Annotated in this window: 18 protein-coding genes; 11 read left to right on the top strand and 7 right to left on the bottom strand. The window is 64.4% G+C overall.

Annotated elements, in window-relative coordinates:
- Nucleotides 1–73: 73 nt before the first annotated feature.
- Nucleotides 74–1399, bottom strand: coding sequence for a hemolysin family protein (locus tag ACPPVV_RS04990; protein ID WP_426702371.1), 1326 nt, complete (start codon nt 1397–1399; stop codon nt 74–76).
- 168 nt (nt 1400–1567) lie between these two features.
- Here ACPPVV_RS04990 and ACPPVV_RS04995 point away from each other — a divergent pair, with 168 nt between their 5' ends.
- Together ACPPVV_RS04995 and ACPPVV_RS05000 are read left to right on the top strand one after the other, a co-directional pair.
- Nucleotides 1568–2197 (top strand): DUF47 domain-containing protein, encoded by a 630-nt coding sequence (locus ACPPVV_RS04995; RefSeq protein WP_426702372.1) that lies wholly within the window; start codon nt 1568–1570, stop codon nt 2195–2197.
- An 81-nt stretch (nt 2198–2278) separates the two neighbouring features.
- Nucleotides 2279–3391: an anion permease gene (locus ACPPVV_RS05000; RefSeq protein WP_426702373.1), complete on the top strand. Its 1113-nt coding sequence runs from the start codon at nt 2279–2281 to the stop codon at nt 3389–3391.
- Nucleotides 3392–3413: 22 nt separating this feature from the next.
- On the opposite strand, the gene ACPPVV_RS05005 is transcribed toward ACPPVV_RS05000, so the two are convergent.
- Nucleotides 3414–3818, bottom strand: coding sequence for a hypothetical protein (locus ACPPVV_RS05005; RefSeq protein WP_426702374.1), 405 nt, complete (start codon nt 3816–3818; stop codon nt 3414–3416).
- Between the two features lie 82 nt (nt 3819–3900).
- On the opposite strand from ACPPVV_RS05005, the gene ACPPVV_RS05010 reads away from it, so the two are divergent.
- The 5 genes from ACPPVV_RS05010 to ACPPVV_RS05030 all read left to right on the top strand — a co-directional run bounded on the left by ACPPVV_RS05010 (nt 3901) and on the right by ACPPVV_RS05030 (nt 10698).
- Entirely contained in the window at nt 3901–4242 is a 342-nt protein-coding gene (locus tag ACPPVV_RS05010; protein WP_426702375.1) for an MGMT family protein, read from the top strand.
- Nucleotides 4243–4316: 74 nt separating this feature from the next.
- Nucleotides 4317–6131, top strand: a complete 1815-nt coding sequence (gene recQ, locus ACPPVV_RS05015) for a DNA helicase RecQ (RefSeq protein ID WP_426702376.1) — start codon at nt 4317–4319, stop codon at nt 6129–6131.
- Between the two features lie 164 nt (nt 6132–6295).
- Nucleotides 6296–8011, top strand: coding sequence for a YbaL family putative K(+) efflux transporter (gene ybaL, locus ACPPVV_RS05020; RefSeq protein ID WP_426702377.1), 1716 nt, complete (start codon nt 6296–6298; stop codon nt 8009–8011).
- Nucleotides 8012–8116: 105 nt separating this feature from the next.
- The gene (locus ACPPVV_RS05025; protein WP_426702378.1) at nt 8117–9541 is read left to right on the top strand and encodes a sugar porter family MFS transporter; all 1425 of its coding nucleotides are present in this window, start codon (nt 8117–8119) and stop codon (nt 9539–9541) included.
- 134 nt (nt 9542–9675) lie between these two features.
- On the top strand, nt 9676–10698 hold the full coding sequence (locus ACPPVV_RS05030) for a LacI family DNA-binding transcriptional regulator (protein WP_426702379.1): 1023 nt from the start codon (nt 9676–9678) through the stop codon (nt 10696–10698).
- 102 nt (nt 10699–10800) lie between these two features.
- Here the strand turns inward: ACPPVV_RS05030 and ACPPVV_RS05035 are convergent, their stop codons facing one another.
- From ACPPVV_RS05035 to ACPPVV_RS05050, 4 genes are all read right to left on the bottom strand, one after another.
- The gene (locus ACPPVV_RS05035) at nt 10801–11109 is read right to left on the bottom strand and encodes a hypothetical protein (RefSeq protein WP_426702380.1); all 309 of its coding nucleotides are present in this window, start codon (nt 11107–11109) and stop codon (nt 10801–10803) included.
- A gap of 412 nt (nt 11110–11521) precedes the next feature.
- Entirely contained in the window at nt 11522–11707 is a 186-nt protein-coding gene (locus ACPPVV_RS05040) for a hypothetical protein (protein WP_426702381.1), read from the bottom strand.
- Nucleotides 11708–12303: 596 nt separating this feature from the next.
- On the bottom strand, nt 12304–13668 hold the full coding sequence (locus ACPPVV_RS05045) for a M20/M25/M40 family metallo-hydrolase (RefSeq protein ID WP_426702382.1): 1365 nt from the start codon (nt 13666–13668) through the stop codon (nt 12304–12306).
- Between the two features lie 351 nt (nt 13669–14019).
- Nucleotides 14020–15492, bottom strand: a complete 1473-nt coding sequence (locus ACPPVV_RS05050; protein ID WP_426702383.1) for an MFS transporter — start codon at nt 15490–15492, stop codon at nt 14020–14022.
- 362 nt (nt 15493–15854) lie between these two features.
- On the opposite strand from ACPPVV_RS05050, the gene ACPPVV_RS05055 reads away from it, so the two are divergent.
- The 3 genes from ACPPVV_RS05055 to ACPPVV_RS05065 all read left to right on the top strand — a co-directional run bounded on the left by ACPPVV_RS05055 (nt 15855) and on the right by ACPPVV_RS05065 (nt 21052).
- Entirely contained in the window at nt 15855–16868 is a 1014-nt protein-coding gene (locus ACPPVV_RS05055; protein WP_426702384.1) for a LacI family DNA-binding transcriptional regulator, read from the top strand.
- A 288-nt stretch (nt 16869–17156) separates the two neighbouring features.
- Nucleotides 17157–19664 carry a glycoside hydrolase family 3 N-terminal domain-containing protein gene (locus ACPPVV_RS05060; RefSeq protein WP_426702385.1) on the top strand — a complete coding sequence of 836 codons (2508 nt, stop codon included), beginning with the start codon at nt 17157–17159 and terminating at the stop codon, nt 19662–19664.
- Nucleotides 19661–21052, top strand: coding sequence for a sugar porter family MFS transporter (locus tag ACPPVV_RS05065; protein ID WP_426702386.1), 1392 nt, complete (start codon nt 19661–19663; stop codon nt 21050–21052). The genes ACPPVV_RS05060 and ACPPVV_RS05065 overlap by 4 nt, the downstream gene beginning before the upstream one ends.
- A 346-nt stretch (nt 21053–21398) precedes the next feature.
- Here the strand turns inward: ACPPVV_RS05065 and ACPPVV_RS05070 are convergent, their stop codons facing one another.
- Nucleotides 21399–23807, bottom strand: a complete 2409-nt coding sequence (locus ACPPVV_RS05070; protein ID WP_426702387.1) for a TonB-dependent receptor — start codon at nt 23805–23807, stop codon at nt 21399–21401.
- A gap of 152 nt (nt 23808–23959) precedes the next feature.
- Here ACPPVV_RS05070 and ACPPVV_RS05075 point away from each other — a divergent pair, with 152 nt between their 5' ends.
- Nucleotides 23960–25552: a tryptophan halogenase family protein gene (locus tag ACPPVV_RS05075; protein WP_426702388.1), complete on the top strand. Its 1593-nt coding sequence runs from the start codon at nt 23960–23962 to the stop codon at nt 25550–25552.
- Nucleotides 25553–25555: the final 3 nt, after the last annotated feature.

Here is a 25555-nt window from a genome sequence, read left to right on the forward strand (position 1 = left end):
TTCAGTTTTGGGCAAGCTCGGGCTACCCCCTCCCGGCCTCCCCCTGCCAAGCAGGGGGAGGAGCCAATCCCCCCTACTGCTCGTCGTCGGATGGTTCCAGCGACGGCGCAGGCGTTACCAGCAGCTTGTCGATGCGGGCGCCGTCGAGGTCCACCACTTCGAAGCGGATGCCGCGCCAGGCGAACACTTCGCCGGTCTGTGGCACGTGGCCGAGTGCCGTCATCACCATGCCGGCGACGGTGCGGAAATCGTGTTCGTCTTCACCGGGCAGTTCGCCGATCTGCAGCAGTTCGCGCAGGTCGTCGGTGGACAGGCTGCCATCGATCAGCCAGCTGCCATCCGCGCGCTGCATGATCGGGCTGTCCTCATTGCCGTTGCCGTGGCCGATCTGGCTGGCGCCGACCACCGCCGCCAGCAGGTCGTTGACGGTGACCACGCCCTCGATGTCGCCGTACTCGTCCACCACCAGGGCCAGCGGTGTCTCGGCGTCGCGGAATTCCTCCAGCAGATCCAGCGCTCGCGCCGTGGCAGGCACGAACAGCGGCTTGGACAGGTGATCGAACAGCTCCGGCGGGCGGCCTTCGGCAAAGCCGTGCAGCAGGCGCTTGACCTCGACCACGCCGACCACTTCGCTCTCGTCGCCGCGATAGACGGGGTAGCGCGAATACGGGGTTTCCCGCAGCACCTCGATGTTTTCCTCGCGGGTCGCGGCGGTGTCCAGCCAGGCGATGCGCATGCGCGGGGTCATCACGCTGTCCACCGTGCGATCGCCCAGGCGCAGCACGCGATTGACCATGTTGTGTTCGTCAGGGTCTAGCACACCCTGTTCGGCACTCTCGGCCACCAGCAGGCGGATCTCGTCCTCGGTCACTACACCGCGGCCGTGCTGGTTGACCCGCATCAGGCGCAGCAACAGGTTGCTCGATATGTTCAGCAGCCACACGAATGGCGCGGTCAGCCGCGACAACACCAGCATCGGGATCGCCACATAGGACGACACCTTCTCCGGTGCCGACAATGCCAGCCGCTTGGGCACCAGTTCACCGATCACGATCTGGATAAACGAAATCAGCACGAAGCCGAGCACGATGCCGATGACCCGTGCGTACGGCAGCAGCCACGTCAGCCGGTCGCCACGCAGGGCGTCGGCAATGTGGCCGCCCAGTGCATCGCCGGCCACCGCACCGGTGATCAGCATCACCAGGGTGATGCCCACCTGCACGGTGGAGAGGAAGTGCTCCGGGGCCTCGGCGTGGCGCAGCGCGGTGGCGGCCTTGCGGCTGGTCCTGGCCATTTGTTTCAGGCGGCCCTTGCGCGAAACCACCAGGGCCATCTCCGACAAGGCGAAGAAGCCATTGCACAGGGCCAGCACGAAGACGAGCGCGATTTCAGTCAGCATCGCGGTGTAGATGGAGGAGGGCGCATGGGCACAGTGTAAGCGATGCCCCGACCGGTTCAACGCCATCGCCCTGATCCGTCACCCTGCAAGGGCCGGGATGCATTGCTGCGGGGCAGTGCGGCAGTCCTGTAACATTCCCGTCATCCCGCTCCCTCAGGCATGGCCAGCATGTTTTCACTGCAGACGATTTTCGGCAAAGGCGACAAGTTCTACGGGTTGCTCGAACAAAGCGCCGCCACTGTCTGCGAAAGTGCCAAGGCCCTGCACGAACTGCTGACCAAGCCCGACCAGCGCTCGGTGATGGCGGCCTTTACCGCCACCCGTGCGCGCGAAAAGGAACTTGCCGCACAGATCAGCGAAGGGCTGGTCAACACCTTTGTCACCGCACTCGATCGCGAAGACATCGAGGCGCTGAATTCCGCGTTGTACAAAATCCCCAAGACCATCGAGAAGTTCGCCGAACGCTACGAGATCGTGGCCGATCGGCTTGTCGGGGTGGATTTTGCCCAGCGCGCGCTGGTGCTGGAGCGTTCCAGCGCCGTTGTCGCCGAGATGATCGGCGAACTGCGCCGCGGCCTGCGCATCGACCCGTTGAAGAAATTGCAGGACCGCCTGCAGGCGCTGGAATCGGAAGGCGACCGCATGCTGCTGTCGGCGTACCGCACGCTGTACGTCGAGGGTGGCGACGTGATGCGCGCGGTGCTGGCCAAGGACCTGTTCGAGTTGATCGAGAAGGCCATCGACAAATGCCGCGACGTCGGCAACATCGTTTATTCGATCGTCCTGAAGAACTCCTGAGGCCGCCGCCGTGACCCTGTGCATTTCGCATTGCCCGATCGCGATGCCGCCGGCCGCCTGCGTGGCCGCGGGGAGCCGCGCATGAGCACCGTGATCGTGGTGGTGCTGATCGCGCTGGCGTTCACCTACATCAATGGCTTTCACGACACCGCCAATTCCATCGCCACGGTGGTGGCCACCAAAGTCCTCACGCCGGGACAAGCCGTGTTGCTGGCGGCGGTCACCAACCTGCTGGGCGCATTCATGGGTACCGCGGTGGCGGCCACGATCGCTTCCGGGCTGATCAACGCCGGCGTGATCGACATGAGTTCGCAATTGCTGATCTGTGCCCTGCTTGGCGCGATCGTGTGGAACCTGATCACCTGGTGGCTTGGCCTGCCGTCCAGCTCCAGCCACGCACTGGTCGGCTCGCTGGTAGGTGCGGCGCTGGCGGCTTCGGGCAACAACATCGATTCGGTTATCTGGGTACAGGGCAGCCTGCTGAAAGGCCAGGGCGTGATCCCCAAGGTGATCATCCCGATGGTGTTGTCGCCCGCGGCGGGTTTCGTCATCAGTTTCATCCTGATGGGGGCGCTCTACGCGCTTCTGGCGTGGTTCGCCAACCGGCACGGCTGGTCGCGACGGTTCGGGCGCACGCCGTTCGTCAACTTCTTTTTCGGCAAGGCGCAGATCGTATCGGCCAGCGCGATGGGCGTGGCGCACGGCATGAACGATGCGCAGAAAAGCATGGGCATCATCGCGCTGGCGCTGGCCGGCGCCACCGCCGCTCATCAGTTCGACCAGCTGCCGGCATGGCTGGGTTTCCTGCGTATCAATGGGGACCCGGCCGGCGGCTTCGAGATTCCGGTGTGGGTGAAAGTGGTCTCCGCCCTCACCATGGCCGCCGGCACCGCCGGTGGCGGCTGGCGCATCATCAAGACCCTCGGCCACAAGATGGTCAAGTTGCACCCGATCAACGGTTTTGCAGCGGAGACCAGTTCCGCGCTGGTGATCCTCATTGCCTCCGCATTCGGCATCCCGGTGTCCACCACCCATAACGTCTCCGCCTCGATCATGGGCGTGGGTGCGGCCAAGCGTTTCAACGCGATCCGCTGGTCGGTGGTCGAGCGCATGGTGTGGGCATGGATCCTGACCCTGCCGATCACCGCGCTGCTGGCTTACGGACTGGTGATGGTCTTCAGGTGGTTGTCCTGACGGGCGCACCGGTTTCGCGGATCTACAACGAATCGTCGCCCGTGGCCACGATCTGTTCCAGCTGGTCGCCCAGCGCGCCCATTTCGCGCACGACGCGTTGCAGTTCATCGGTGTCGAGGAATTCGTAGGGACGGTTTTCGCACAAGTGCAGATAGGGCGAGCCGTCCAGGTCGGCCACGGCCAGGAACCCGGTGCGTTGCTGCCAGTTGAAGCGCAGGCAGCGGATGGCGTCGGTGCCGGCTAGCGGACCGATCGGCGTGGAGATGCGCAGGTAGCGCCGCCCCGACTCATCCTCGAGCTCGGCCAGGTAAATGCCCTGATGGCGTCCGTTCGACAGGTTCAGGTCGAAACTGATCAGGTACGGATCGTTGTGGCGCAGCTCGTGCTGGCTGCCGATGTGGGAACGGACGGCTTCGAAGTGACGCATGCTGCGCTTCCGCTGGCGAAGGTCGGAAGCTACTCTGCCACGTCTTCCCGTCCGCGTCGCGTCAAGTCCGGAACGATTACGCATGAATGACAGTCACCAGCGCGTTTACGCCGCCATTGCCGCGATTCCGCGCGGCCGTGTCGCCAGCTACGGGGCGATCGCCGCTCGTGCGGGTTTGCCGGGGCGCGCGCGACTGGTCGGTCGACTGTTGGGCGAGGTTCCCGAAGGCATGGTGCTGCCGTGGTACCGCGTGTTGCGGTCCAGCGGGCATATTGCAATGCCGCCGGGCAGCCGCGGCTTTCGCGAACAATCCCGGCTGCTGCGGGCCGAAGGCGTCGAAGTGAAGAACGGCCGCGTGCCGTTGTCACGGTTTGGGCTGAATGGCGACCTGGATCACGCGCTGTGGGGCATGCCGGACGCCTGAGTGGTGATGCTGCCGACGCGTTGCTGTGGATTTTTCTGGCGGCCGGACTTGCCCGGTTTGGTAGCATGTCGCCGATGAATGCCTCTGCCCTCGACCTGCTTCAAAGCGTTTTCGGCTACCCCGGTTTCCGCGACCAGCAACAGGCCGTCGTCGAGCACCTGAGCGATGGTGGCGATGCACTGGTGCTGATGCCGACCGGTGGTGGCAAATCATTGTGCTACCAGATTCCCGCGTTGTTGCGGCAGGGCACCGGCATCGTGGTATCGCCGCTGATCGCGTTGATGCAGGATCAGGTCGACGCCTTGCGCGAGGCGGGCGTATCGGCGGCCTATCTCAACTCCAGTCTCGGTGCGGACGAGCAACGCGAGGTCGAGCGGCAATTGCTGGCTGGCGAGTTGAACCTGCTGTACGTCGCGCCGGAGCGATTGCTGACCCAGCGCTTCCTGGGCCTGCTCGAACGCACCGAGGTGGCATTGTTCGCGATCGACGAGGCGCATTGCGTATCGCAGTGGGGCCACGACTTTCGCCCGGAATATCGCGAACTGGCGATCCTGCACCAGCGTTTCCCGCAGGTGCCGCGGATCGCGCTTACCGCCACCGCCGATCCGCGCACGCGCGACGAGATCGTCGAACGGTTGTCGCTGCAGGATGCGCGGCAGTTCGTCTCCAGTTTCGATCGGCCGAACATCGGCTATCGGGTCAGCCTGCGTCACAACGCGAAGCGCCAGCTCGGCGAGTTCCTGCTTGGCCACCAGGGTGAATCCGGCATTGTCTATTGCCTGAGTCGGCGCAAGGTGGACGACACCGCCGGATGGCTCGCCGAAGCCGGCATCGAAGCGTTGCCGTATCACGCCGGACTGGACGCCGCGACGCGCGCGAAAAACCAGAAGCGTTTCCTGCGCGAGGACGGCGTGGTGATGGTTGCCACGGTCGCGTTCGGCATGGGCATCGACAAGCCCGACGTGCGCTTCGTGGCGCACCTGGATCTGCCGCGCAGCATCGAGGGCTATTACCAGGAGACCGGCCGTGGCGGTCGCGACGGCCTGCCGGCCGAAGCGTGGATGATCTACGGCCTGTCCGACGTGGTGACCATGAGTCAGATGATCGCGCAGTCGGAATCGGCCGACGATCGCAAGCGCGTCGAGCGGCAGAAGCTGGAATCGCTGTTGGCTTACGCCGAGGCCACCGACTGTCGCCGCCAGCTGCTGTTGGGCGCATTCGGCGAGACCTATCCCGGCCCGTGCGGCCATTGCGACAACTGCGTGGCGCCGCCGAAGACATGGGACGCCACCGTGCCGGCGCAGAAAGCGCTGTCGGCGGTGTATCGCACTGGCCAGCGCTTCGGCTCCGGCCATGTGATCGCCGTGTTGCGTGGTGAAGAGACCGAGCGCGTGGCGAGTCTCGACCATCATCGGCTCAGCACGTTCGGCATCGGCGCCGAGATGGACGAGAAACAATGGCGCTCGGTGTTCCGCCAGTTGCTCGCCGCCGGTCTGCTCGAAGCGGACGCCGAAGGCTACGGTACCCTGCGGCTGACGGTGGCCAGCCGCGCCGTGCTCAGCGGCGGCAAGACGGTGAAGTTGCGCGAGGATGCCCGCCCCGAACGCGCCAGCCGTCGTCGTCGCGACAGCAAACTCATCACCGGCGGCAGTCTCGGCATCGAGGCCTACGAACAGCCGATGTGGGACGAACTGCGCGCGCTGCGCACGCAACTGGCCAAGCAACAGGGTGTGCCGCCTTACGTGGTGTTTCACGACGCCACCCTTCTGGCGATGCTGCGTGCCCTGCCGGCCAACGAGGACGAGCTGGCCACCGTCAGCGGTGTTGGCGAAGCCAAGCTCAAGCGCTACGGGCGCGATTTCCTGGCCGTGATCAACGCGCAGGCATAGATGGCCGATGCCCGTGCGGAAGCTTGCGCTGGCCGCCGATCGCCCTTACAACTGAAGCACCTTGCACGTGCAGGCCAGCGCCGGACGGGTGCAATGCACGCCTGCGCATGCCGCTTCGATGTCACCTCGCGCGGTTTGGGTCGTTGTACTGAAAAGGATCGCGCATGCACGACGCTCCCCTCATTGCCACCCTGGTCAGCGGCATCGTGCTGGCCTTCGTCTTTGCCGCGCTCGCGCATCGGCTGAAATTGCCGCCGCTGGCCGGCTACCTGATGGCCGGCGTGGTGGTCGGGCCATTCACGCCGGGCTATGTCGCCGACGGACATCTGGCGCACCAGCTGGCCGAGGTCGGCGTGGTGCTGCTGATGTTCGGTGTCGGCCTGCATTTCTCGCTGAAGGACCTGCTCTCGGTAAAGAACATCGCGATTCCCGGCGCACTCGGTCAGATGGCGGTGGCGACCCTGCTCGGCATGCTGCTGGGGTGGGGCCTAGGCTGGCCGTTCGCGCAGGGTTTGGTGTTTGGCCTGGCGTTGTCGGTGGCCAGCACGGTGGTGCTGCTGCGGGCGATGGAAGAGCACCGCCTGATGGAGACCGAGCGTGGCCGCATCGCCGTCGGCTGGTTGATCGTCGAGGACCTGGCGATGGTATTGGCACTGGTGCTGCTGCCGGCGATCGGTTTGGCGCTGGCTGGCGATGGGCCGGGTGAAACACTCTCGTTCTGGGTGCTCGCGCGGACGCTGGGGTTCACTATCGGCAAAGTGGCGTTGTTCATCGTGTTGATGCTGGTGGTGGGCAAGCGGCTGATTCCGTGGACTCTCAAGGTGGTCGCGCACACCGGGTCGCGCGAGCTGTTTCGCCTGGCCGTGCTGGCGATTGCGCTGGGTGTGGCGTTCGGCGCGGCCGGCCTGTTCGGGGTGTCGTTCGAACTGGGCGCGTTCTTCGCCGGCATGATGATGGGTGAGTCCAAACTGGCCCAGCGCGCCACCGAGGAGACACTGCCACTGCGCGACGCGTTCGCGGTGCTGTTTTTCGTTTCGATCGGCATGCTGTTCAATTACCAGGTGGTGCTGACCGAGCCGCTGGTGGTGCTGGCGGCGTTGTCGATCGTGGTGCTCGGCAAGTCGCTGGCGGCGCTGGGCATCGTGCTGGTGTCCGGCCGTCCGCTGCGTACCGCATTGACGATTGCCACGAGCCTGGCGCAGATCGGCGAGTTCTCGTTCATCCTGATCGGCGTGGGCGTGGCGCAGAATCTGGTGTCCAAAGAAGCGCAGGATGTGCTGCTGGCGGCCGCGATCCTGTCGATCCTGCTTAACCCGGTGCTGTTCAAGCTGCTCGATCGCATCCGGCCGTGGCTGGATGCACGCGAAGCATCGCAGCAGGGTGCCGGGGCCATGCCCGCAGTTGCCGACAATACGCCTGAAATCCTCACCACCAGCACGCTCAGCGGACACGTGGTGGTGGCGGGTTATGGCCGCGTGGGGTGGCTGGTCGGCGAGACGCTGCGTCAGCACGGCGATGCGCTGCTCGTGCTGGAAGAGGACACGGAACGAGTTGCCATGCTTCGCCAGCAGGACATCGCCACGATTGTCGGCAATGCGGCACAGGACGAGGTGCTGGCCGCAGCCAACCTCGGCCAGGCACGCGCGCTGGTGGTGACCGTGCCCGATGCCTACGAGGGCGGCGAGGTTGTGCGGGTGGCGCGACTGGCGAATCCGGAGTTGCAAATCATCGCCCGCGCCGATTCCGATGCGAGCAAGGAGCACCTGCAGCAACAGGGTGCCGACGTGGTCGTGCTGGCCGAGCCCGAACTGGCGCGCGGCATGCTCGAACATCTGGTTGCAGGTGCGCCGATATCCCGGCCGACACCGAACGCGGCCTGATCCGTACCTCCCTCGTCCGGCTGCATACGTATTCAGTCGGACAGCGCGAAAGCCACAGTGCAGACTCCGACGCACATCTCGATGCCATGACGTTGGGGAGACGCGATGAGCACTGTGGACGCGACAGGTGATGGGCTGGGCCAGCGCGCCACGGCGCGGGTGGTGCTGATTTCCGCGGCCGCGGCGCTAGGTGGTTTCCTGTTCGGTTTCGATACGGCAGTGATCAACGGCGCGGTCGATGCGATCCGCGGCGGTTTTTCGCTGGACGCGGCACAGACCGGCTTCGCGGTGTCCTGCGCGTTGCTCGGTTCGGCGCTGGGCGCCTGGTATGCCGGCATGCTGGCGAATCGTTTCGGGCGCGTGCGCACCATGCAGGTCGCTGCGGTGCTGCTGGTCGCCGCGGCGCTCGGCTCCGGCCTGGCCAGCGCCGTATGGGATCTGGTCCTATGGCGGTTGGTGGGTGGCGTCGGCGTCGGCGTAGCCTCGGTGATCGCACCCACCTACATCGCTGAAGTGGCACCGGCGCATATTCGAGGCCGGCTCGGTTCGATGCAGCAACTGGCGATCGTGCTCGGCATCTTCGCGGCATTGCTCAGCGACGCCTGGCTGTCCGGTGCGGCCGGTGGCGCATCGCAACCGTTGTGGCTCGGACTGTCGGCGTGGCGCTGGATGTTCCTGGTGGCGGTGCTGCCGGCATTGATCTACGGCACCGCGGTGCTCGGCGTGCCTGAATCGCCGCGGCATCTGGTGGCCAGGGGCCGCTTGGCCGAGGCCCGCGCCGTGTTGTGCAGCGTGTTGAACATGCACAGTGAAACGGCACTGGACCGCAAGCTGCACGACATCGAGGCCAGCCTGCATGCGGAACACAAGCCGCGCCTGGGCGATCTGCGCGGCAAGGCCGCCGGGCTGCTGCCGGTGGTGTGGATCGGCATCCTGCTGTCGGTGTTCCAGCAGTTCGTCGGCATCAACGTGATCTTCTATTACTCGTCCACCCTTTGGCATTCGGTCGGGTTCAGCGAGGCCGATTCGTTCACGATTACCGTGGTCACCTCGATCGTCAACGTGCTGGTGACCCTGGTGGCAATCGCCCTGGTCGACCGCGTCGGCCGCAAGCCTCTGCTGGTGGTCGGCTCGGCCGGCATGGCGATCACGCTGGCGATGATGGCGTGGTGCTTCTCGCAGGCCACCGGCAGCGGCGACACGCTGAGCCTGCCCGGTGCCACCGGCATGGTGGCGCTGGTCGCGGCCAATGCCTATGTGGTGTTTTTCGGGGTGAGCTGGGGCCCGGTAGTGTGGGTATTGCTGGGTGAGATGTTTCCAAACCGCATCCGCGCCACCGCGCTGGCGGTAGCCGCCGCGGCGCAGTGGCTGGCGAATTTCGCGATCACCAGCAGCTTTCCCGCACTGGCCGAACTGGGTCTCAGCTTCGCCTATGGCCTGTATGCGGCTTTCGCCTTGCTGTCGCTGTTGTTTGTATGGTTCGGTGTGCGCGAGACCAAAGGGATCGAACTCGAAGACATGCATGCGTGAGGCGCGGGGCTTTTCTCACTGGGCAGCGGCATGACACCGGGATCGGCCCGGAATGTTCGCCGCAAAGCGGTTAGGATTCAGAATGACCGGCGGCGTGGCGTCGTCCGGCGAGCGGATTCCGGATCTGGCCACCGATGAAGGCAAAAGCCACATCGATCGACATTGCCCACATGACCGGGGTTTCCCAGGCCACCGTGTCGCGCGCACTGCGCGGCAGCCCGCTGGTCAATGAAGAAACCCGGCGGCGCATCCAGGCGGCTGCCGAGCAGCTCAACTACAAGGTCGACAAGAACGCCTCCAACCTGCGCCGGATGCACACTGGCACGCTGGCGCTGCTGTTCTTCGAGGATCCCACCGCCGACGAGTCGCACATCAATCCTTTCTTCCTGTCGATGCTCGGTTCGATCACCCGCGCCTGCGCGGTGCAGGGCTATGACCTGTTGATTTCGTTCCAGCAGTTCTCGCACGACTGGCACGCCGACTTCGCCGACAGCAAGAAGGCTGACGGCCTGATCCTGCTCGGCTACGGCGACTACCTGGCGTACTGCGACAAGCTCGAGAAACTGGTCGCCCAGGGCACGCGTTTCGTACGCTGGGGCGCGGTGTTGCCGAACCAGCCGGGCGTATCGATCGGTTGCGACAATTTCCGTGGTGGCCAGGCCGTGGCGGAACACCTGTTGGAGCGCGGCTGTCGCCGCATCGCCTTTCTCGGCGACGCCTCCAGCCACTATCCGGAATTCTTCGGGCGTTATCGCGGTTATGTCGATGCCCTGCAAAAAGCCGGCGTGGCGGTCGACCCGGCGTTGCAGGAAAACGCCGAAAGCACCGAAAGCTTTGGCTATGAGGCGATGCGCAACATGATCGTGCGCGAAGTCGGTTTCGACGCCGTATTCGCTGCCAGCGACCTGATCGCGATCGGCGCCATGCGTGCACTCAGCGATCACGGCCTGCGCGTGCCGCAGGATGTGGCGCTGGTCGGTTTCGACGATATCGCCACCGCCAGTTTCGTCAACCCGCCGCTGACGACGGTGTTGCAAGACACCAAGCAGGCCGGCGAAGTATTGGTCGACAGCCTGCTCGCGCTGATCCGCGGCGAACCGGTCGACAGCGAAGTGCTGCCGGTAAAGCTGATGGTGCGTCGATCCAGCCTGCGCTGACGTCCCCCTCCTTGCCCGATGACATCACCCCGGCTGACGTGTATGCCCCGGCGATCGGCATGACTGCCTGGTGTTGCAAAACACCCGTTCCGCGATGAGCGCTCAACCTGGCAGCGCAAGCCACAAGATAGCCAGGTAGCAAATGGCCACCGAACTTGAGGCGAACGGCCACCACTCCGTTTTTGGCGAACAGCCGAAAACGACGGCATGTCCGGCAACCCGAAAGAACCAGAGCAAAGCGGGTAGCAGCACCAAATACCGCAAGCCCGGAAACGGGACGCGACCTGACCCGATGGCGTAGCTGAAACCGACTGCATCAACCAGGAGCGCCAAAACGATGAGTCCGGCCAACATGCGGAACGGCCAGCGCACCGAAACGTCAGCCCCAGCATTTGACACTGCGGTGGTCATGAGTGACCCCGGACTCTAAACCGTCCCGCTACTCAAAGTGGGGGGACGTCTCCACGGTAAACATGACGCGTAGGTAACCCAGCGCGTTTACCGGGGCACTGCGGTGATCGGCGATGACAGTTGGCGCGAGGAATCGTGATATCTCGAGCCGGTTGTGACCGTCCGGCGTCCGCATCATGGCAATCTCGACGCGCATGCTGCGCAATCCAGTGACGCCATCTGCCCAATCTCCTTCGATTGGCGCGCGTCCCTCGAGTTAGAGACCGAGTTTGGTGAAAAATTCGACCGCGACATCGATGTCTTCAACCACGATGCCGACGTTGTCCATGCGCTTGATCGTCATCATGCCTGCTTGGCGTCTAACGCTTAGTTAAGCGGCGGCGCGGGAGCGCTGTCCACTTGGGCGAAATGTTCAGGTGTCAGCCAGCAGCAGTTGCACATCTGGCACCCAAACCTTCAACCATCTTGCCACCTTTTGCTCCGGGCTCAGAACTTGCGGAGACAGGTGAACGCTGGCGCCAAACCTCAAGTCGCCATTGAGGCAAGTGGCATTGACCGCACCATAGAGACGGCCGCTGTGATCGAGCGTGACGGCCACTAACACTCCGCACTCCGAGCACATTCGAAACTTCGCGGTCTCCGAGCCTTGGCGATATGAACGCAAGTTGCTCGCGTCGCTGGCGACAATCCGCAGTTGGCCCGCAGGATCTGAAATGTATGCAGCCCCATGCTTTCTGCAAAAACTGCAATCGCAAGCGCGCGGAGTTGTGGCTCTTGGTGCTTGGTGGGTCGCAAATTCGACTCTGACACGCTTGCAATGGCAGCCGCCATGTAGCGTCAGGAGTTCTTGCTTGAGCGACAACGATTCCATCTGATACCTGATGCTGGAATTAAGCGGAGGAACTCCCGTGTCGGCTTAACTGAATTGTTAGACCGGCGTGGTGCATCCGGGTAGACCGCCCGACAAGCAACGTGCTCGCTACCGCAAAGCAGCCCGCAGACTGGCTGCCAACTCAATGCGTTCCTCGGTGGTGTAGCGTAATTTCTGCGCCGTATACAGCCCGTCGTTTGAGTAGCGAGGAAATACATGAAGATGGTAGTGCCACACATCTTGATTGCCGGCGGGCCCGTTGTGTTGGCGAGTGGAGATTACCGTGTCCACTAAAGCGCGGGAACTATCATAGTGGAGGGGCACTAAAGCAGCCCATTGGCAACCATACTCTTATATTGTTCGAGGACATGCGCTTTCGCGAACAACGCCATCACCTCCGGCGGGGACAAGTGCTTGCCGAAGGAGACCGGGAGATCGGCGACCGCGTAGGCCGTCGCGGCGAAAGCCGCAGCGGTCAAATCAAGGTCGCGTTCGTTCACCTTGTCGAAGGTGTCGGCGGGAAGATGATAGACCTGATCGTACTTGGCGTGATCGGTCCACATGAAGAGTGATGGAACACCCGCGCTGAGGAAAGCCGAATGGTCCGAGTCGAAGAAGTTGGCGTTATCGTCAGTCAGCTTTGCGGCGCCGAGGCCACGTAGTAGAGGTTCGATCGCAGCCATATCTTTTTCAACTTGGGCCTGGCCAAAGCTGTACCAGCCAAGGGGTGGCCCAGCGCCCAAATCGGTGATGAGGGCGGCGGTGCAATCTTGCAACTCGCGTCGATGCGCTCTGACGTATTCTCGAGATCCGAGCAGTCCTTCTTCCTCACCACCAAACAATACGAACCGAAGCGACCGACGCGGCGGCCGACCAGAAGCCATGATCGCGCGAGCCGCTTCCATGACGACTGCGACACCACTGCCGTTGTCCTGCGCACCCGTGCCGGGGTGCCAGGAGTCGAGATGGGCACCGAGCAGCACCCAGTCGTTCGACGTTTCGCGGCCAGGCAATTCCGCAACGACGGTTTTGACCGTGACATTTGGTCGTATGTGGTTAGTGAACGAAAACGACATAGTCACCGGGCCATTCTGCAACAGGCGGCGAATGAGGGCTGTATCTTCCTGGCCTAGGCCGGCTGTGGGTAGCGGCGTTAGCCGACCATCACCTTCCAGTCCCTTCTGGCTGATAAGGTTGTTTGGCGGGCCATAGCCCATGATGAGCGCCTTGGCACCAAGCGATGAGAGGGACTGTAGATTGGCTATAAGGGTTCCCAGCGGGAGTGGCCCGTTCAACGCGAACGAGGCCTGGTCGACCAAGGCAATGTTCCCGCGGATTTCGGCGGCCTGAGCTCGGAGACTGGACGCGTTCAGCACATCCTTGACGTAGACGACCTTACCCGTGATCCCCTTCAGCGGTGTGGAGGGGCTCCAGCCCAAGGATTGGAGGTGCAGAATCTGGCGGCGCGGCGCGATCATCTGCGCCTGACCGGTTTCCTGTGGTTCCCACGCCGCAGGAATCGTCCACATCTCGATATGAACCTTTAGACCAAGAGATTTAAACTGCCGCTCCGCCCAGTCGGCTGCTGCACCATAAGCGTCTGAGCCGGTAAGTCGGGGGCCAAACCCGTCGGCGAGTTGGCGATTGTAGCTGTAGGCTTGCCCTTCGATCAGGATCGATCCCGTCACAGCCTTTACTGTGTCTCGTGTGGCTCTAGCAGTTGACAGGTCGACTGACATCGCCACACAAGGAGCGCCGAACAAGACGAAACACAGCGCGAGAGCAGCCCTTCGAATAGACACCATCAGCATTTCCCAACTCCCCGGGGCAAAGGATCGCAGGTCGGTGGACCAACGGTTTCGCGATGACCGATCCCGACAATGAGCCACCGTCGACACGTTCTGAGGCAAACAAGAATATCTCTCCGTTCTTATTGCCACCAGCGAATATTTTTCCAATTTTTAGCGGCCGAAGAAGCAGCTCCGAATCGACCAGCGGTTTCAAGTGGACACAGAAGGGCATCGCCCGCGAGCGGGCTCCTACAAGGCGGCGGTTGCCGGCTCGTGCACGCGCAGCGTGAACAGACCGGCGACCAGCAGGCAGACGCCGCCCAGGGCCAGCGCCCAGATCGGCTGGTTGTGGAAGCACAACCGCAGCAGCAGGCCGAGCACGCTGGCGGCGAGCAGCTGCGGGATCACGATGAAGAAATTGAAGATGCCCATATAGACGCCCATCTTCGCCGCCGGCAGGTTGTCCGACAGCAGCGCGTACGGCAGCGACAGGATCGAGGCCCACGCAAAACCCACGCCGACCATCGAGGCGAGCAGCCACTGCGGGTCGCGGATATACAGGAACGACAGCAGCCCCGCGCCACCCAGGCACAGGTTGACCAGGTGACTGATGCGCAGGCCCCAGCGACGCACCATCAGTGGAATCACCACGGCGGCCAGTGCGGCAAAACCGTTGTAGGCGGCAAACAGCACGCCGACCCAGTTGGCGCCTTCGTTGTAGAGCGCCGAACCGACCGTGGTGGTGCCGTAGATCGTCTGGGTCACGCCCGAGGTGGTGTAGATCCACATCGCGAACAGGGCGAACCAGGAGAACAGCTGCACCCAGGCCAGCCGCCGCATCGAGGTGGGCATGCCATAGAGATCTCCCATCACCTCGCGCAGCACGCCGCTGCTGCGTGTGCGACTCAGCCACGCGAAAAGCAGGCCGGACACGATCAGGCCGCCGGCCAGCACATAGACTTCCTTCTCCAGCGAAAAATGCCTGATCGCGAACAGCACCGCGATGCCGATCACCAGTAGCACCACGCCCAGTTTCCAGGCATGCGATGCGTCCGCCGCGGGTTTCTCCGCGACGCCGTCGGTAAACGATTGCAACTGTGCGGGCGGGTACTCGCGCGTGCTCAGGATCGTCCACAGCACGGCACCCAACAGCACCGCGCCGCCAGCGTAGAACGCGTACTTCACGGTGTCGGGGATGCCGCCGTGCGGTGCCACGTTGGCCACGCCGAACTGCGCCAGGATCCACGGCAGGGCGGATGCAACCACCGCACCGATACCGATGAAGAAGCTCTGCATCGCGTAACCGGCCGGTCGCTGCCGCGTCGGCAACTGGTCGCCGACGAAGGCGCGGAACGGTTCCATCGACACGTTGATCGATGCATCGAGAATCCACAGCAAACCGGCAGCCACCCACAACATCGGCGCATTCGGCATCCACAACAGCGCCAGCGAGGCGAACACCGCGCCGACCAGGAAGTACGGCCGGCGTCGGCCCAACCGGGTCCACGTGCGGTCGGAGAAGTGTCCGATGATCGGCTGCACGATCAGCCCCGTCAGCGGCGCGGCGATCCACAGCGCGGGGATGTCGTTCACGTCGGCACCCAGGGTCTGGAAGATCCGGCTGACGTTCGCGTTCTGCAGCGCGAAACCGAACTGCAGGCCGAGGAAGCCGAAGCACATGTTCCAGATCTGCCAGAAGGACAGGGCGGGTTTGGGCGTCATCGCTGGCTGCCTTCGGTGCAGATGCAGGCGTGCGTCGCCGGTGTCGGCGTCGTCAGCACGCGCGTGCCGGCTGGTGCGCACGGTGTTTGATATGGGTCATCGGCTCGTCCCCTCCAGCGGCAGTTATGTCATGGCGCGGCCCTTCCCGCATGTTGCGGGCGCAACATCGGCGTGGCAGGTCGCCGGCGATGGCCCTGCATGGTAGGCAGCGTCGCACTGCAGCAACCAGCGTTTGCATACGTATTCATCGCGGTATCGACCCGCACAGGTGCGACACCGGTCGCGGCAACGCCGATCATCCTTGTAAAGCGGAGGGCTCTGGCGGCATAGTCGATCGACAGTTTGAGCACAGCGGAGAATCCATGCGGGTACGCCTCGAAGATGTGGCGCGCGCGGCGAATGTATCGCCCAAGACAGTGTCGCGCGTGCTCAATGACGAGGCCAACGTGAGCGACGCCACGCGCCAGCGCGTGCTCGCCGCGATGGAGGCGATGGACTATCGCCCGCACCCGTCGGCTCGCAGCCTGGCCGGCAACCGTTCGTTCCTGGTGGCGATGCTGTACGACAACAACGACAACCCGGCTTCGACCTATCTGGCCGAGATCCAGGATGGCGTGCTCGAAGCCTGCGATGCGCATCGCTACAGCATGATGGTGCGTCCGCTGCGGATGCGCGGCGACGATTTCATCCGTCGACTCGATACGCTGATTTCCGATCATCACCCCGATGGCGTGGTGCTGACCCCGCCGATTACCGACTACACACCGCTGCTGAAGCGCCTGCGCGAGCGCAACGTGCCGTATGCCAGCGTGTCGCCGGTGCTGCATGACGACACCATCGGCGTGACGATGGACGAGCAGCAGGCCGCGCGGGCGATCGTTGAGCACCTGCTTTCCCTCGGTCATCGGCGCATTGCGCATGTCGTCGGCATCGCCGACCACGGCGCCAGCCAGTGGCGTCTGGCTGGCTATCGCGAGGCAATGGCTGCTGCGGGATTGCCCGAGGACCCGGCGCTGGTGGTGCAGGGCGCCTTCACCTTCGGCTCCGGGGTGGAGGCGGCGCGGCAGTTGTTTGCGCTGCCGGAGCGGCCGACGGCGGTGTTCGCCGCCAACGACGACATGGCCACCGGCGTGATGTGGGCGGCTGGCGAATACGGGCTGAAGGTGCCGCACGACCTGTCCGTCTGCGGCTTCGACGACACTCCCTTGGCGCGCCAGCTGTGGCCGGCGCTTACCACGGTCCAGCAACCCAGTCGTGAAATGGGTCGGCTGGCGGCACTGCAACTGTTGAATGTGCTGCGTGGCCGCGGCCCGGGACAGCTGGTACAGGTGCCGTTTTCGTTGCAGATAAGGGATTCGACCGCTCGCCTTCCTTAAACGTCCCCGGCCACACTCCAGCCCACAGCTGTGGGAGCGACTTCAGTCGCGACGTTCGAGCCCGGTCAAGTCAGGAGTTGTCGCGGCTGAAGCCGCTCCCACCAGAGTCGCCGCTCGCCCTGGTCATGTTGCGCAGCAAATTGACAGCGCTGTCATCCGTGTCAGTATGCGGTTTCGACGCGCGCCGCCGGTGCGCCTGCCTGGAGCTCTGCCGTGCGATTTCCGCCCCCACCGAGACCGTTCCTGCATCGCTTTTCCCTGGCCGTATCACTCGCTGGCGTACTGTTCATGACCATTCCTGCCATGGCTGGCGATGCGGCCACCGTCCATCCCGACCTGTGGCCGAAGGGCAGCTCGCCGCTGCCGCCGGATCCGGCGCTTGAGGCCCGTGTCCAGGCGCTGTTGGCGAAAATGTCGGCGGAGGACAAGGTCGGCCAGATGATCCAGGCCGACATCAAGTACGTGACCCCGGACGACGTACGCACCTATCGCCTCGGCTCGATCCTGGCCGGCGGCAACTCCGGGCCAGACGGAGGGCAATACGGCACGGCGGAACAATGGCAGAAGTTGTCCGATGCGTTCTATCGCGCGTCGATGGACACCTCGGGCGGGCGCCTGGCGATACCGGTGCTGTTCGGCATCGACGCGGTGCATGGTCACAACAACCTGGTCGGAAGCACGCTGTTCCCGCAGAACGTGGGCCTGGGTGCCACGCGCGATCCGCAGCTGATCCACGCGATCGGCGAAGTCACGGCGCAGGAACTGCGCGCCAGCGGCATCAACTGGACCTTCGCGCCCACCCTCACGGTGCCGCAGGACGGGCGTTGGGGCCGCGCCTACGAAGGCTATTCGCAGAACCCGAAGTTGGTGGCGCAGTACGCCAGCGCCGTGGTGGAAGGTCTGGAGGGCAAACCCGGCACGTCGCAGTTTCTGGATGCGCGGCACGTGATCGCCACCGCCAAGCACTTCGTCGGCGATGGTGGCACGAAGGACGGCAAGGACCAGGGCGACGCCAACGTCAGTGAAGCGGTGCTGCGCGACGTGCACGCGGCCGGCTACCTGCCCGCGATCAGGGCCGGCGTGCAGGTGGTGATGGTCTCGTTCTCCAGCTGGAACGGAATGAAGATGGCCGGCAACAAGGCGCTCATCACCGACGTGCTGAAGAAGCGCATGGACTTCGGCGGCATCGTGCTGGGCGACTGGAACGCGCATGGCCAGGTACCCGGCTGCACCAACGAGGATTGCCCGGTGGCGTACAACTCCGGACTGGACATGCTGGAGGCACCCGATTCCTGGAAGGGTTTGTACAAGAACACCCTGGCCGAAGTGAAATCCGGAGTGATTCCGATGGCCCGCGTCGACGATGCGGTGACCCGCATCCTGCGGGTGAAGTTGCGGCTGGGCATGTTCGAAGCCGGACTGCCGTCGAGCAATCCGCTGGTGGTCGATTCGGCGAAGGTGATCGGCAGTCCCGCGCATCGTGCGCTGGCACGCCGCGCGGTGCGCGAGTCGCTGGTACTGCTGAAGAACAACGGCGGCGTGCTGCCGATCGATCCGCGCAAGCACGTGCTGGTCGCCGGCGACGGTGCCGACAACATCTCCAAGCAGAACGGCGGCTGGACGCTGACCTGGCAGGGCACTGGCCTTACCAACGCGAATTTCCCGGGCGCGACCTCGATCTTTGCCGGCATCAGCGCGCAGGTGAAGGCAGCCGGCGGCACGGCGGAATTGTCGCCCGATGGCAGCTACAAGCAGAAGCCGGATGTCGCCATCGTGGTTTTCGGTGAAGACCCCTATGCGGAATTCCAGGGCGACCTGCCGAACCTGGCCTACCGGCCGGGCAACGATCACGACCTCGACCTGCTGCGTCGTTTGCGCGGGCAGGGTGTGCCAGTGGTCGCGGTCTTCCTGACCGGCCGACCGCTGTGGATGAACCGGGAGATCAACGCCGCCGATGCGTTCGTGGTGGCGTGGTTGCCGGGCAGCGAAGGGGAGGGCATCGCCGACGTGCTGTTGCGCACGCGCGACGGCCGCAGCGCCCACGATGGCATCGTCCATGACTTCAGTGGCAAGCTGGCCTATGCGTGGCCGCGCACGGCGGTGCAGATTCCCGTCGCCGCCGCCGCGCGCGGCGAGCAGCCACAGTTTCCCTACGGCTTCGGCCTGACCTATGCGGATCAGGGCGATACGGGTCCGTTGTCCGAGGACGCCGGGATCGAATTGAGCGGCGCGCGGGCCGGCGTCTATTTCACTCACGGCAAGCCCGCCCAGGGTTTCGCGCTGCGCCTGACCGGCGCGGACGGAAGGGTCGCGAACGTCACCGCCACGCCAGCCGCCACGACGGACGGCAACCTGCACATCAGCGCACTCGACTACAAGGCACAGGAGGACGCACGCAGCCTGAGCTGGTCCGGCCACGGCCCCGCGCGTGCCGCGCTGGTCGCGCCGGCACCGCTGGACGTGGAACGCGAGACCAACGGCGATGTGATGCTGGTGACCACCTTGCGGATCGATGCACTGGCCTCCGGCGGTGCCTCGATCGGGGTGGGTTGCGGCATCGGCTGCGGCGGCGAGGTGCCGGTCGGTCGACAGCTCGCCACTTTGCCGCAGGGGCAATGGTTGCGCGTGGGCGTTCCCCTGAAATGTTTCCGCGATGCCGGGGCCGACATGAGCAAACTGGACCAGCCGTTCGCGTGGAGCAGCAGCCCCGGCGAAAACATCGCCGTCACCGACGTCTCGCTCGGCACGGTGGCCGATCGCACGCTGGCCTGCCCGGTGAAGGGAGCCAAGCCATGAACGCGATCGCTCTGCCCGGCATCGTCTCGCGCGCCCGCGCGGCAACCCTGCTGACCTGCGCGCTGGCCGCGCTGGCCGGCTTGATGTTCGGCCTCGACATCGGCGTGATCTCCGGTGCGACGCAGTTGATCCAGGCCGAGTTTGCGGTGTCCGACCAGACGATCGAGTGGATCGTCAGCGCAATGATGCTGGGCGCGGCGATCGGCGCGATCGGTGCAGGCTGGCTATCGGCGGCGCTGGGTCGCAAGCGCTCGCTGATCCTCAGCGCGTTGTTGTTCGTGGCCGGCTCGCTGCTGTGCGGCCTGGCCTGGTCGCCGGTCAGCCTGATCGGCGCGCGGTTCGTGCTGGGACTGGCGATCGGCATGGCGACATTCACTGCGCCGCTGTACCTGGCCGAAGTGGCGCCGGAACAAATCCGCGGCGCGATGATCTCCACGTATCAACTGATGATCACGCTGGGCATCTTCGTCGCGTTCCTGTCCGATCTGGCGCTCAGCTACAGCGGTGCGTGGCGCTGGATGCTCGGCATCATCGCGATTCCCGGCGCGTTGTTCCTGCTTGGCGTGCTGGTGCTGCCGGAGAGCCCGCGCTGGTTGATGCTGCGCGGCCGTCGCGACGAAGCGACGGCGGTGCTGTCGTGCCTGCGCGGTGACGACGTGCTGGTGCATCGCGAGGTGGCCGAGATCGAGGCGCAGCTGCAGTCGCCGCAGCACGGCTGGCAGCTGTTCCGGCAGAGCCGCGATTTCCGCCGTTCGGTCGGACTCGGCATCGCGCTGCAGGTGATGCAGCAACTGACTGGCATCAACGTGATCATGTATTACGCGCCGCGCATCTTCGCCAGCGTCGGCTTCGGCACCAGCGCGCAGATGTGGACCACGGCCATTGTCGGCCTCACCAACATGCTGGCCACCTTCATCGCGATCGGCCTGGTCGACCGGCTCGGACGCAAGCCGATTTTGTACACGGGATTCGGCGTGATGGCCGCCAGTCTCGGCGCGGTCGGCACGATGATGTATCTGGGCACCACCACGCACGCCGAGCAGATCTTCACCGTGGCGATGCTGCTGGTCTTCATCGTCGGCTTCGCGATGTCGGCCGGGCCGCTGGTGTGGACGTTGTGTTCGGAAGTGCAGCCGCTGCGCGGTCGCGACTTCGGCATCGCCTGTTCCACCTTCGTCAACTGGACCGCCAACATGCTGGTCGGCGCCACCTTCCTGTCGCTGCTCAACGGCATCGGCCACGCCGCCACGTTTTGGCTGTACGGCGGACTCAACCTTCTGTTCATCCTGTTCACCTTGCTGTGGGTGCCGGAAACGCGCGGCGTCACGCTTGAGCAGATCGAACGCAAACTGATGGCCGGCCACCCGCTGCGCGAGATCGGCCGCTGAAGTCACCCCTTCTTCCGTAGGAGCCCGCTGGCGGGCGATGCCTTTCGACGTACCGAATGGCATCGCCCGCCAGCGGGCTCCTACCTTGCGGCTGTGCTGCTGCAGCGACGAGACATAAAAAAAGGATGCCCCGTTGCCGGGACATCCAGTGGCGATGAGATCGAGCAGATCGAACGCAGGCTGATGGCCGGCCACCCGCTGCGCGATATCGGTCGCTGAAGTCATCCCTCCTACCTTGCGGCTGTGCTGCCGCAACGACGAGACATAAAAAAAGGATGCCCCGTTGCCGGGGCATCCAGTGGCGACGAGAGGGGAGGTTCGCCGTCGCCGAGGGGAACGTGGTGCTCTAGAACCAGATGCCGAGATTGACGCCGTAGGTGCGTGGCGGCAGGTATTGCGAGGTGTAGACGAAGCCGCCGTCCGGCAACGCGAAGCGGTCGGCGCTGGTGCGGACCTTGCCGTCGGTCACGTTCTGCACGTAGCCCGACACCCACCAGCGATCTTGTGGCTCGGTGTAGCGCAGTGACAGGTCGCCACGTGCGTAGGCCTTCTGCTTGTCGCCGTCACCGAGGTTGAACGTGCTCAGCCACTGCGAGCTCTGGTATTGCGCACTCACGCGCGGCGTCAGGCGGCCACCGTTGGCGAGATGAAAGTCGTGCTCGTAGATCGCGGTCAGCGACGTTGTCGGTGCATGCGGCAGGTCGTTGCCGGAGATGTCGACGCAGTTGGCGATGCCCGATGAAGGTGCGCACGCAGGCAGGCCCTGGTAGTCATTGCTGCCGGCGTACTGCAGGGTGCCCAGTTCCTTCTTGGGGATGGCCGAGAACACCAGGTTGAGGCGATCGTTCTGGCTTTGCAGCGCAAGTTCCGATTCGATGCCCATCACCTTGGTGGTGCCGCCCACGTTCGAGAAGCCGAGGCCGCGATTGCCATTGGGATAAGTGATCGGAGCCGACAGCTGGAAGTTCTTGAACTGCTCGTAGTAGATCGCGCTGTTCCAGGTCAGGTGGCCGTCGAGGAAGCTGAACTTCGAGCCGACTTCGTAGTTGGTCAGCGTCTCCGGTTGGTACAGCGTGCCGGCATCCTGCGTACCACCGGCCTTGTAGCCGGTGGAGACGCTGGCGTAGAGCAGGCCGTGCTCGCCGACATCGGTATCCAGGCGCGCCAGCCAGGTCATCTTGCTCTTGCTGTATTTGGCGTCGTTGAGCGTGGACACCGCAAAGTTGGTTGACGGGCCGGGCTCCACGTCGGGCGAGACTGGCGCTTGCGACAGGGTCGGGTCATAGGCCCAGCCCCAGCCGATGCCGCCGCGGTTTTCCTTCTTGTCGTGCGACCAGCGCGCGCCGCCGGTGAGGCGCAGGCTGTCGGTGATATGCCAGGTCGCCTGGCCGAACACGGCGGTGGAATCGACCGTCTCCTTCGGCTGCACGAACGCACCCTGCCAGTTGACCGTGCCCTGCGAGGTGCCGTTGAGAATCGGGATGTCGAAGCGGATGTTGTTGTCTTCGGCGGCGTAGTAGGCGCCGAGAATCCAGTCCACCGCGTTGTCGCCGACCGACTTCAGGTCCAGTTCGTGGCTGCTGCTCTTGTAGTTGGAGAAGTTGGTGCGATCGGCCTGGTAGACGGCACCGGTGTTGAAGCTGGTCGGCACCTGTGCACCGTTGTCCTGGTCGAAGTTGCTCTTGCCGGAGAAGCGGTTGAAGCCGGCGATGTAGCTCAGTTCCATCGAGTCGCCGAGCTTGAAGTCCATGCGGCTGCGCACCGTATTGGAATCGCGCTTCAGGTATGGCGCCGTGTCGATCAGCGCCGACCAGAAATCCTGTCCTGCGCGTGGCTGCTGCATCAGGCTCATGCCGGGCGTGCCGCGATCGCGGAAATACTCGTACGACAGGTTCCAGGTGAACGCATCGCTGGGTTGCCACAGTGCGCTGACCCGGGCGGCGCTCTGGTCCTGCGCGTTGTACTTGTCGCCGCCGGTCACATAGTCGCTGGCATTGATCGGCTGGAACGTGGCCAACGTGCCGCCACTGGCCAGGTAGGCGGTCTGTTGCTGGGCGACCGAAGGCAACTGCCTCGACGGGTTCTGGTAGTCCACGTAGCCGTCGTGCTGCTCTTGCGCGATCGCCACGCGCATCGCGAAGGTGCTGCTGAGCGGCAGGTTCACCGTGGCGCGGACACCGGTGTGGCTGTAGTTGCCGGCCTCGATCTGGGCGTTGCCGTAGAAGCCGCTGAGGTCGGGCTTGGCGGTCTGGAAATTGACCACGCCGGCGGTAGAGTTGCGGCCCCACAGCGTGCCCTGCGGGCCGCGCAACACCTCGACTTTTTCGATGTCGAGCAACAAGCCGGCGGCCGCTTCCGGGCGTGGCGAGTACACGCCGTCGATGAACATCGCCACTTCCGGATCGGCGTATTCGGTCTTGGCGCTGTCGTTGCCGATGCCGCGCATGGTCAGGGTGACCACGCCATGGTCACCCTGCGAGGTGGCCTCGAAACCCGGCACCAGCTTGGTGATGTCCTGCACCGTCATCACCCGCTCCTTGTCGAGCGTGTCGGCGCCGATCGCGCTGATCGCGACCGGGGTCTTTTGCAGCGGTGTTTCGCGTTTGGTCGCGCTGACCTGGACGGCATCCAGATCCTTGACGTTCTTTGCCGCGGCCGGGTTCTGCGGCGTGGCGTCCTGGCCCGCAGCGAACACGGCGCCGGAAGCGAATATGGCAGTCATGGCAACGTACAGTGCCGAGTAGCGTAATTTCATCTCACCCTCTCCCCAAATCGTCGTGGACATGCGGTAGCCTTCATGACAGCGCTGTCAATTCAAGTTATGACAGCGCTGTCATCGAGGGCGATCCTAACCACAAAATCATCAATATGCTTGTTGCGCAGCAGCAAGCCGCAACGGGAGGGGATATGGCACATCTGCACAAGATCCTGGTGGTGGGTGGCGGCACGGCCGGCTGGCTGACCGCGTGTTATCTGGCGAAAGCGCTGAATGCCGCCTCGCCGGAGGGTATCCAGGTGGAACTGGTCGAGTCGCCCAACATCGGCCTGCTCGGTGTGGGCGAGGCGACGTTTCCGTCGATCCGCAGCACGCTCGCCGCGATCGGCCTGGACGAACGCCGCTTCCTTGCCGGCGCCACGGCGACCTTCAAGCAGGGCATCCGCTACGTCAACTGGGTGCGCCCGCCCGGTACCTCGGGGCCCGATCACTTCTTCCACCCCTTCAGCCTGCCCAGCCAGCGTGACGGCAGTCTGGAATTGCTGCCTTACTGGCTGTTGGGTGGTGCGCCGGAAGGGGTGGCGTTTGCCGAAGCGGTGACCATGCAGACGCATGTGGTCGATCACGGGCGCGCACCGAAACGTGCCGGCGATCCCGATTACCAGGGGCCGTTGAACCACGCCTATCACTTCGACGCCGCCTGCTTCGCCAGGGTGCTGGCCGAGCACGGCCAGAGCCTCGGCATCAAGCGGCACCTGGCGACGGTCGAGCGCACCGAACTGGACGAGCAGGGCGCGATCGCTCGCATCGTCACCGCCGAGCTTGGCGCGTTGTCGGCGGATCTCTATGTGGATTGCACCGGCTTGCGCGCCAGCCTGATCGATGGCGCGATGCAGTCGCCGTTCCGCAGTCGCCGCGACGTGCTGTTCGTCGATCGTGCGGTGGCCTTGCAGGTGCCGTATCCGAACGCAGACACGCCGATCACGCCGTACACCACCGCCACCGCGCAGGAGGCGGGCTGGATCTGGGATATCGGGTTGCGGCATCGGCGCGGCATCGGCCACGTCTATTCGTCCCGGCACAGCGATGCCGAACGCGCCGAAGCGCTGGTCCGTCGCTATGTCGGCCCCGCCGCCGAGGGACTCGAGGCGCTGCACATCAAGTTCGAAACCGGCTACCGGCCGGAGCACTGGCGCAAGAACTGCGTGGCGGTTGGCCTGGCCGGCGGCTTCGTGGAGCCGCTGGAATCCACCGGCATCGCGCTGGTCGAACTGGCCGCCTACATGCTCACCCACCTGCTGCCGGGCGATGTCGGCGACATGGAGCGCACCGCACGCCGGTTCAACGAGATGATGGTGGCGCGCTACGACCGCATCATCGATTTCATCAAGATGCATTACTGCCTGTCGCAGCGTCGCGACTCGGCGTTCTGGATCGATAACGCGGATCCGGCCAGCATCCCGGCGACGCTGCAGGATCGGCTGGCGCTGTGGCGCCATCGCCCGCCGCATCGACTGGATTTCATCGCCGACCTGGAAATGTTCATGACGGCCAGTTGGCAATACGTGCTGTACGGCATGGAGTTCCACACCGACCTCGAACCCATGCGCAGCGCCTACCCGCACATGGACGCGGCGCGCCGCGAATTCGCGATGATCCGGCAGGTGGCCGACCGTGCGCTCGCCGACCTGCCGGATCATCGTGCGCTGGTCGAGCAGCTGTGCCGCGAACATGAGCAGCACCGCGAACGTGATGCCGCACTGGCCGTTGCCGTCGGCGGGTGAATC

This window comes from Rhodanobacter sp. Col0626 (genome assembly GCF_049994385.1).
GTDB lineage: Bacteria > Pseudomonadota > Gammaproteobacteria > Xanthomonadales > Rhodanobacteraceae > Rhodanobacter.

What these genes read in the sequence shown, in the direction of transcription:
- ACPPVV_RS04990 (WP_426702371.1), bottom strand. Translation starts at nt 1,399, where the DNA reads ATGCTGACTGAAATCGCGCTCGTCTTCGTGCTGGCCCTGTGCAATGGC.
- ACPPVV_RS04995 (WP_426702372.1), top strand. Translation starts at nt 1,568, where the DNA reads ATGTTTTCACTGCAGACGATTTTCGGCAAAGGCGACAAGTTCTACGGG.
- ACPPVV_RS05000 (WP_426702373.1), top strand. Translation starts at nt 2,279, where the DNA reads ATGAGCACCGTGATCGTGGTGGTGCTGATCGCGCTGGCGTTCACCTAC.
- ACPPVV_RS05005 (WP_426702374.1), bottom strand. Translation starts at nt 3,818, where the DNA reads ATGCGTCACTTCGAAGCCGTCCGTTCCCACATCGGCAGCCAGCACGAG.
- ACPPVV_RS05010 (WP_426702375.1), top strand. Translation starts at nt 3,901, where the DNA reads ATGAATGACAGTCACCAGCGCGTTTACGCCGCCATTGCCGCGATTCCG.
- recQ (WP_426702376.1), top strand. Translation starts at nt 4,317, where the DNA reads ATGAATGCCTCTGCCCTCGACCTGCTTCAAAGCGTTTTCGGCTACCCC.
- ybaL (WP_426702377.1), top strand. Translation starts at nt 6,296, where the DNA reads ATGCACGACGCTCCCCTCATTGCCACCCTGGTCAGCGGCATCGTGCTG.
- ACPPVV_RS05025 (WP_426702378.1), top strand. Translation starts at nt 8,117, where the DNA reads ATGAGCACTGTGGACGCGACAGGTGATGGGCTGGGCCAGCGCGCCACG.
- ACPPVV_RS05030 (WP_426702379.1), top strand. Translation starts at nt 9,676, where the DNA reads ATGAAGGCAAAAGCCACATCGATCGACATTGCCCACATGACCGGGGTT.
- ACPPVV_RS05035 (WP_426702380.1), bottom strand. Translation starts at nt 11,109, where the DNA reads ATGACCACCGCAGTGTCAAATGCTGGGGCTGACGTTTCGGTGCGCTGG.
- ACPPVV_RS05050 (WP_426702383.1), bottom strand. Translation starts at nt 15,492, where the DNA reads ATGACGCCCAAACCCGCCCTGTCCTTCTGGCAGATCTGGAACATGTGC.
- ACPPVV_RS05055 (WP_426702384.1), top strand. Translation starts at nt 15,855, where the DNA reads ATGCGGGTACGCCTCGAAGATGTGGCGCGCGCGGCGAATGTATCGCCC.
- ACPPVV_RS05060 (WP_426702385.1), top strand. Translation starts at nt 17,157, where the DNA reads ATGACCATTCCTGCCATGGCTGGCGATGCGGCCACCGTCCATCCCGAC.
- ACPPVV_RS05065 (WP_426702386.1), top strand. Translation starts at nt 19,661, where the DNA reads ATGAACGCGATCGCTCTGCCCGGCATCGTCTCGCGCGCCCGCGCGGCA.
- ACPPVV_RS05070 (WP_426702387.1), bottom strand. Translation starts at nt 23,807, where the DNA reads ATGAAATTACGCTACTCGGCACTGTACGTTGCCATGACTGCCATATTC.
- ACPPVV_RS05075 (WP_426702388.1), top strand. Translation starts at nt 23,960, where the DNA reads ATGGCACATCTGCACAAGATCCTGGTGGTGGGTGGCGGCACGGCCGGC.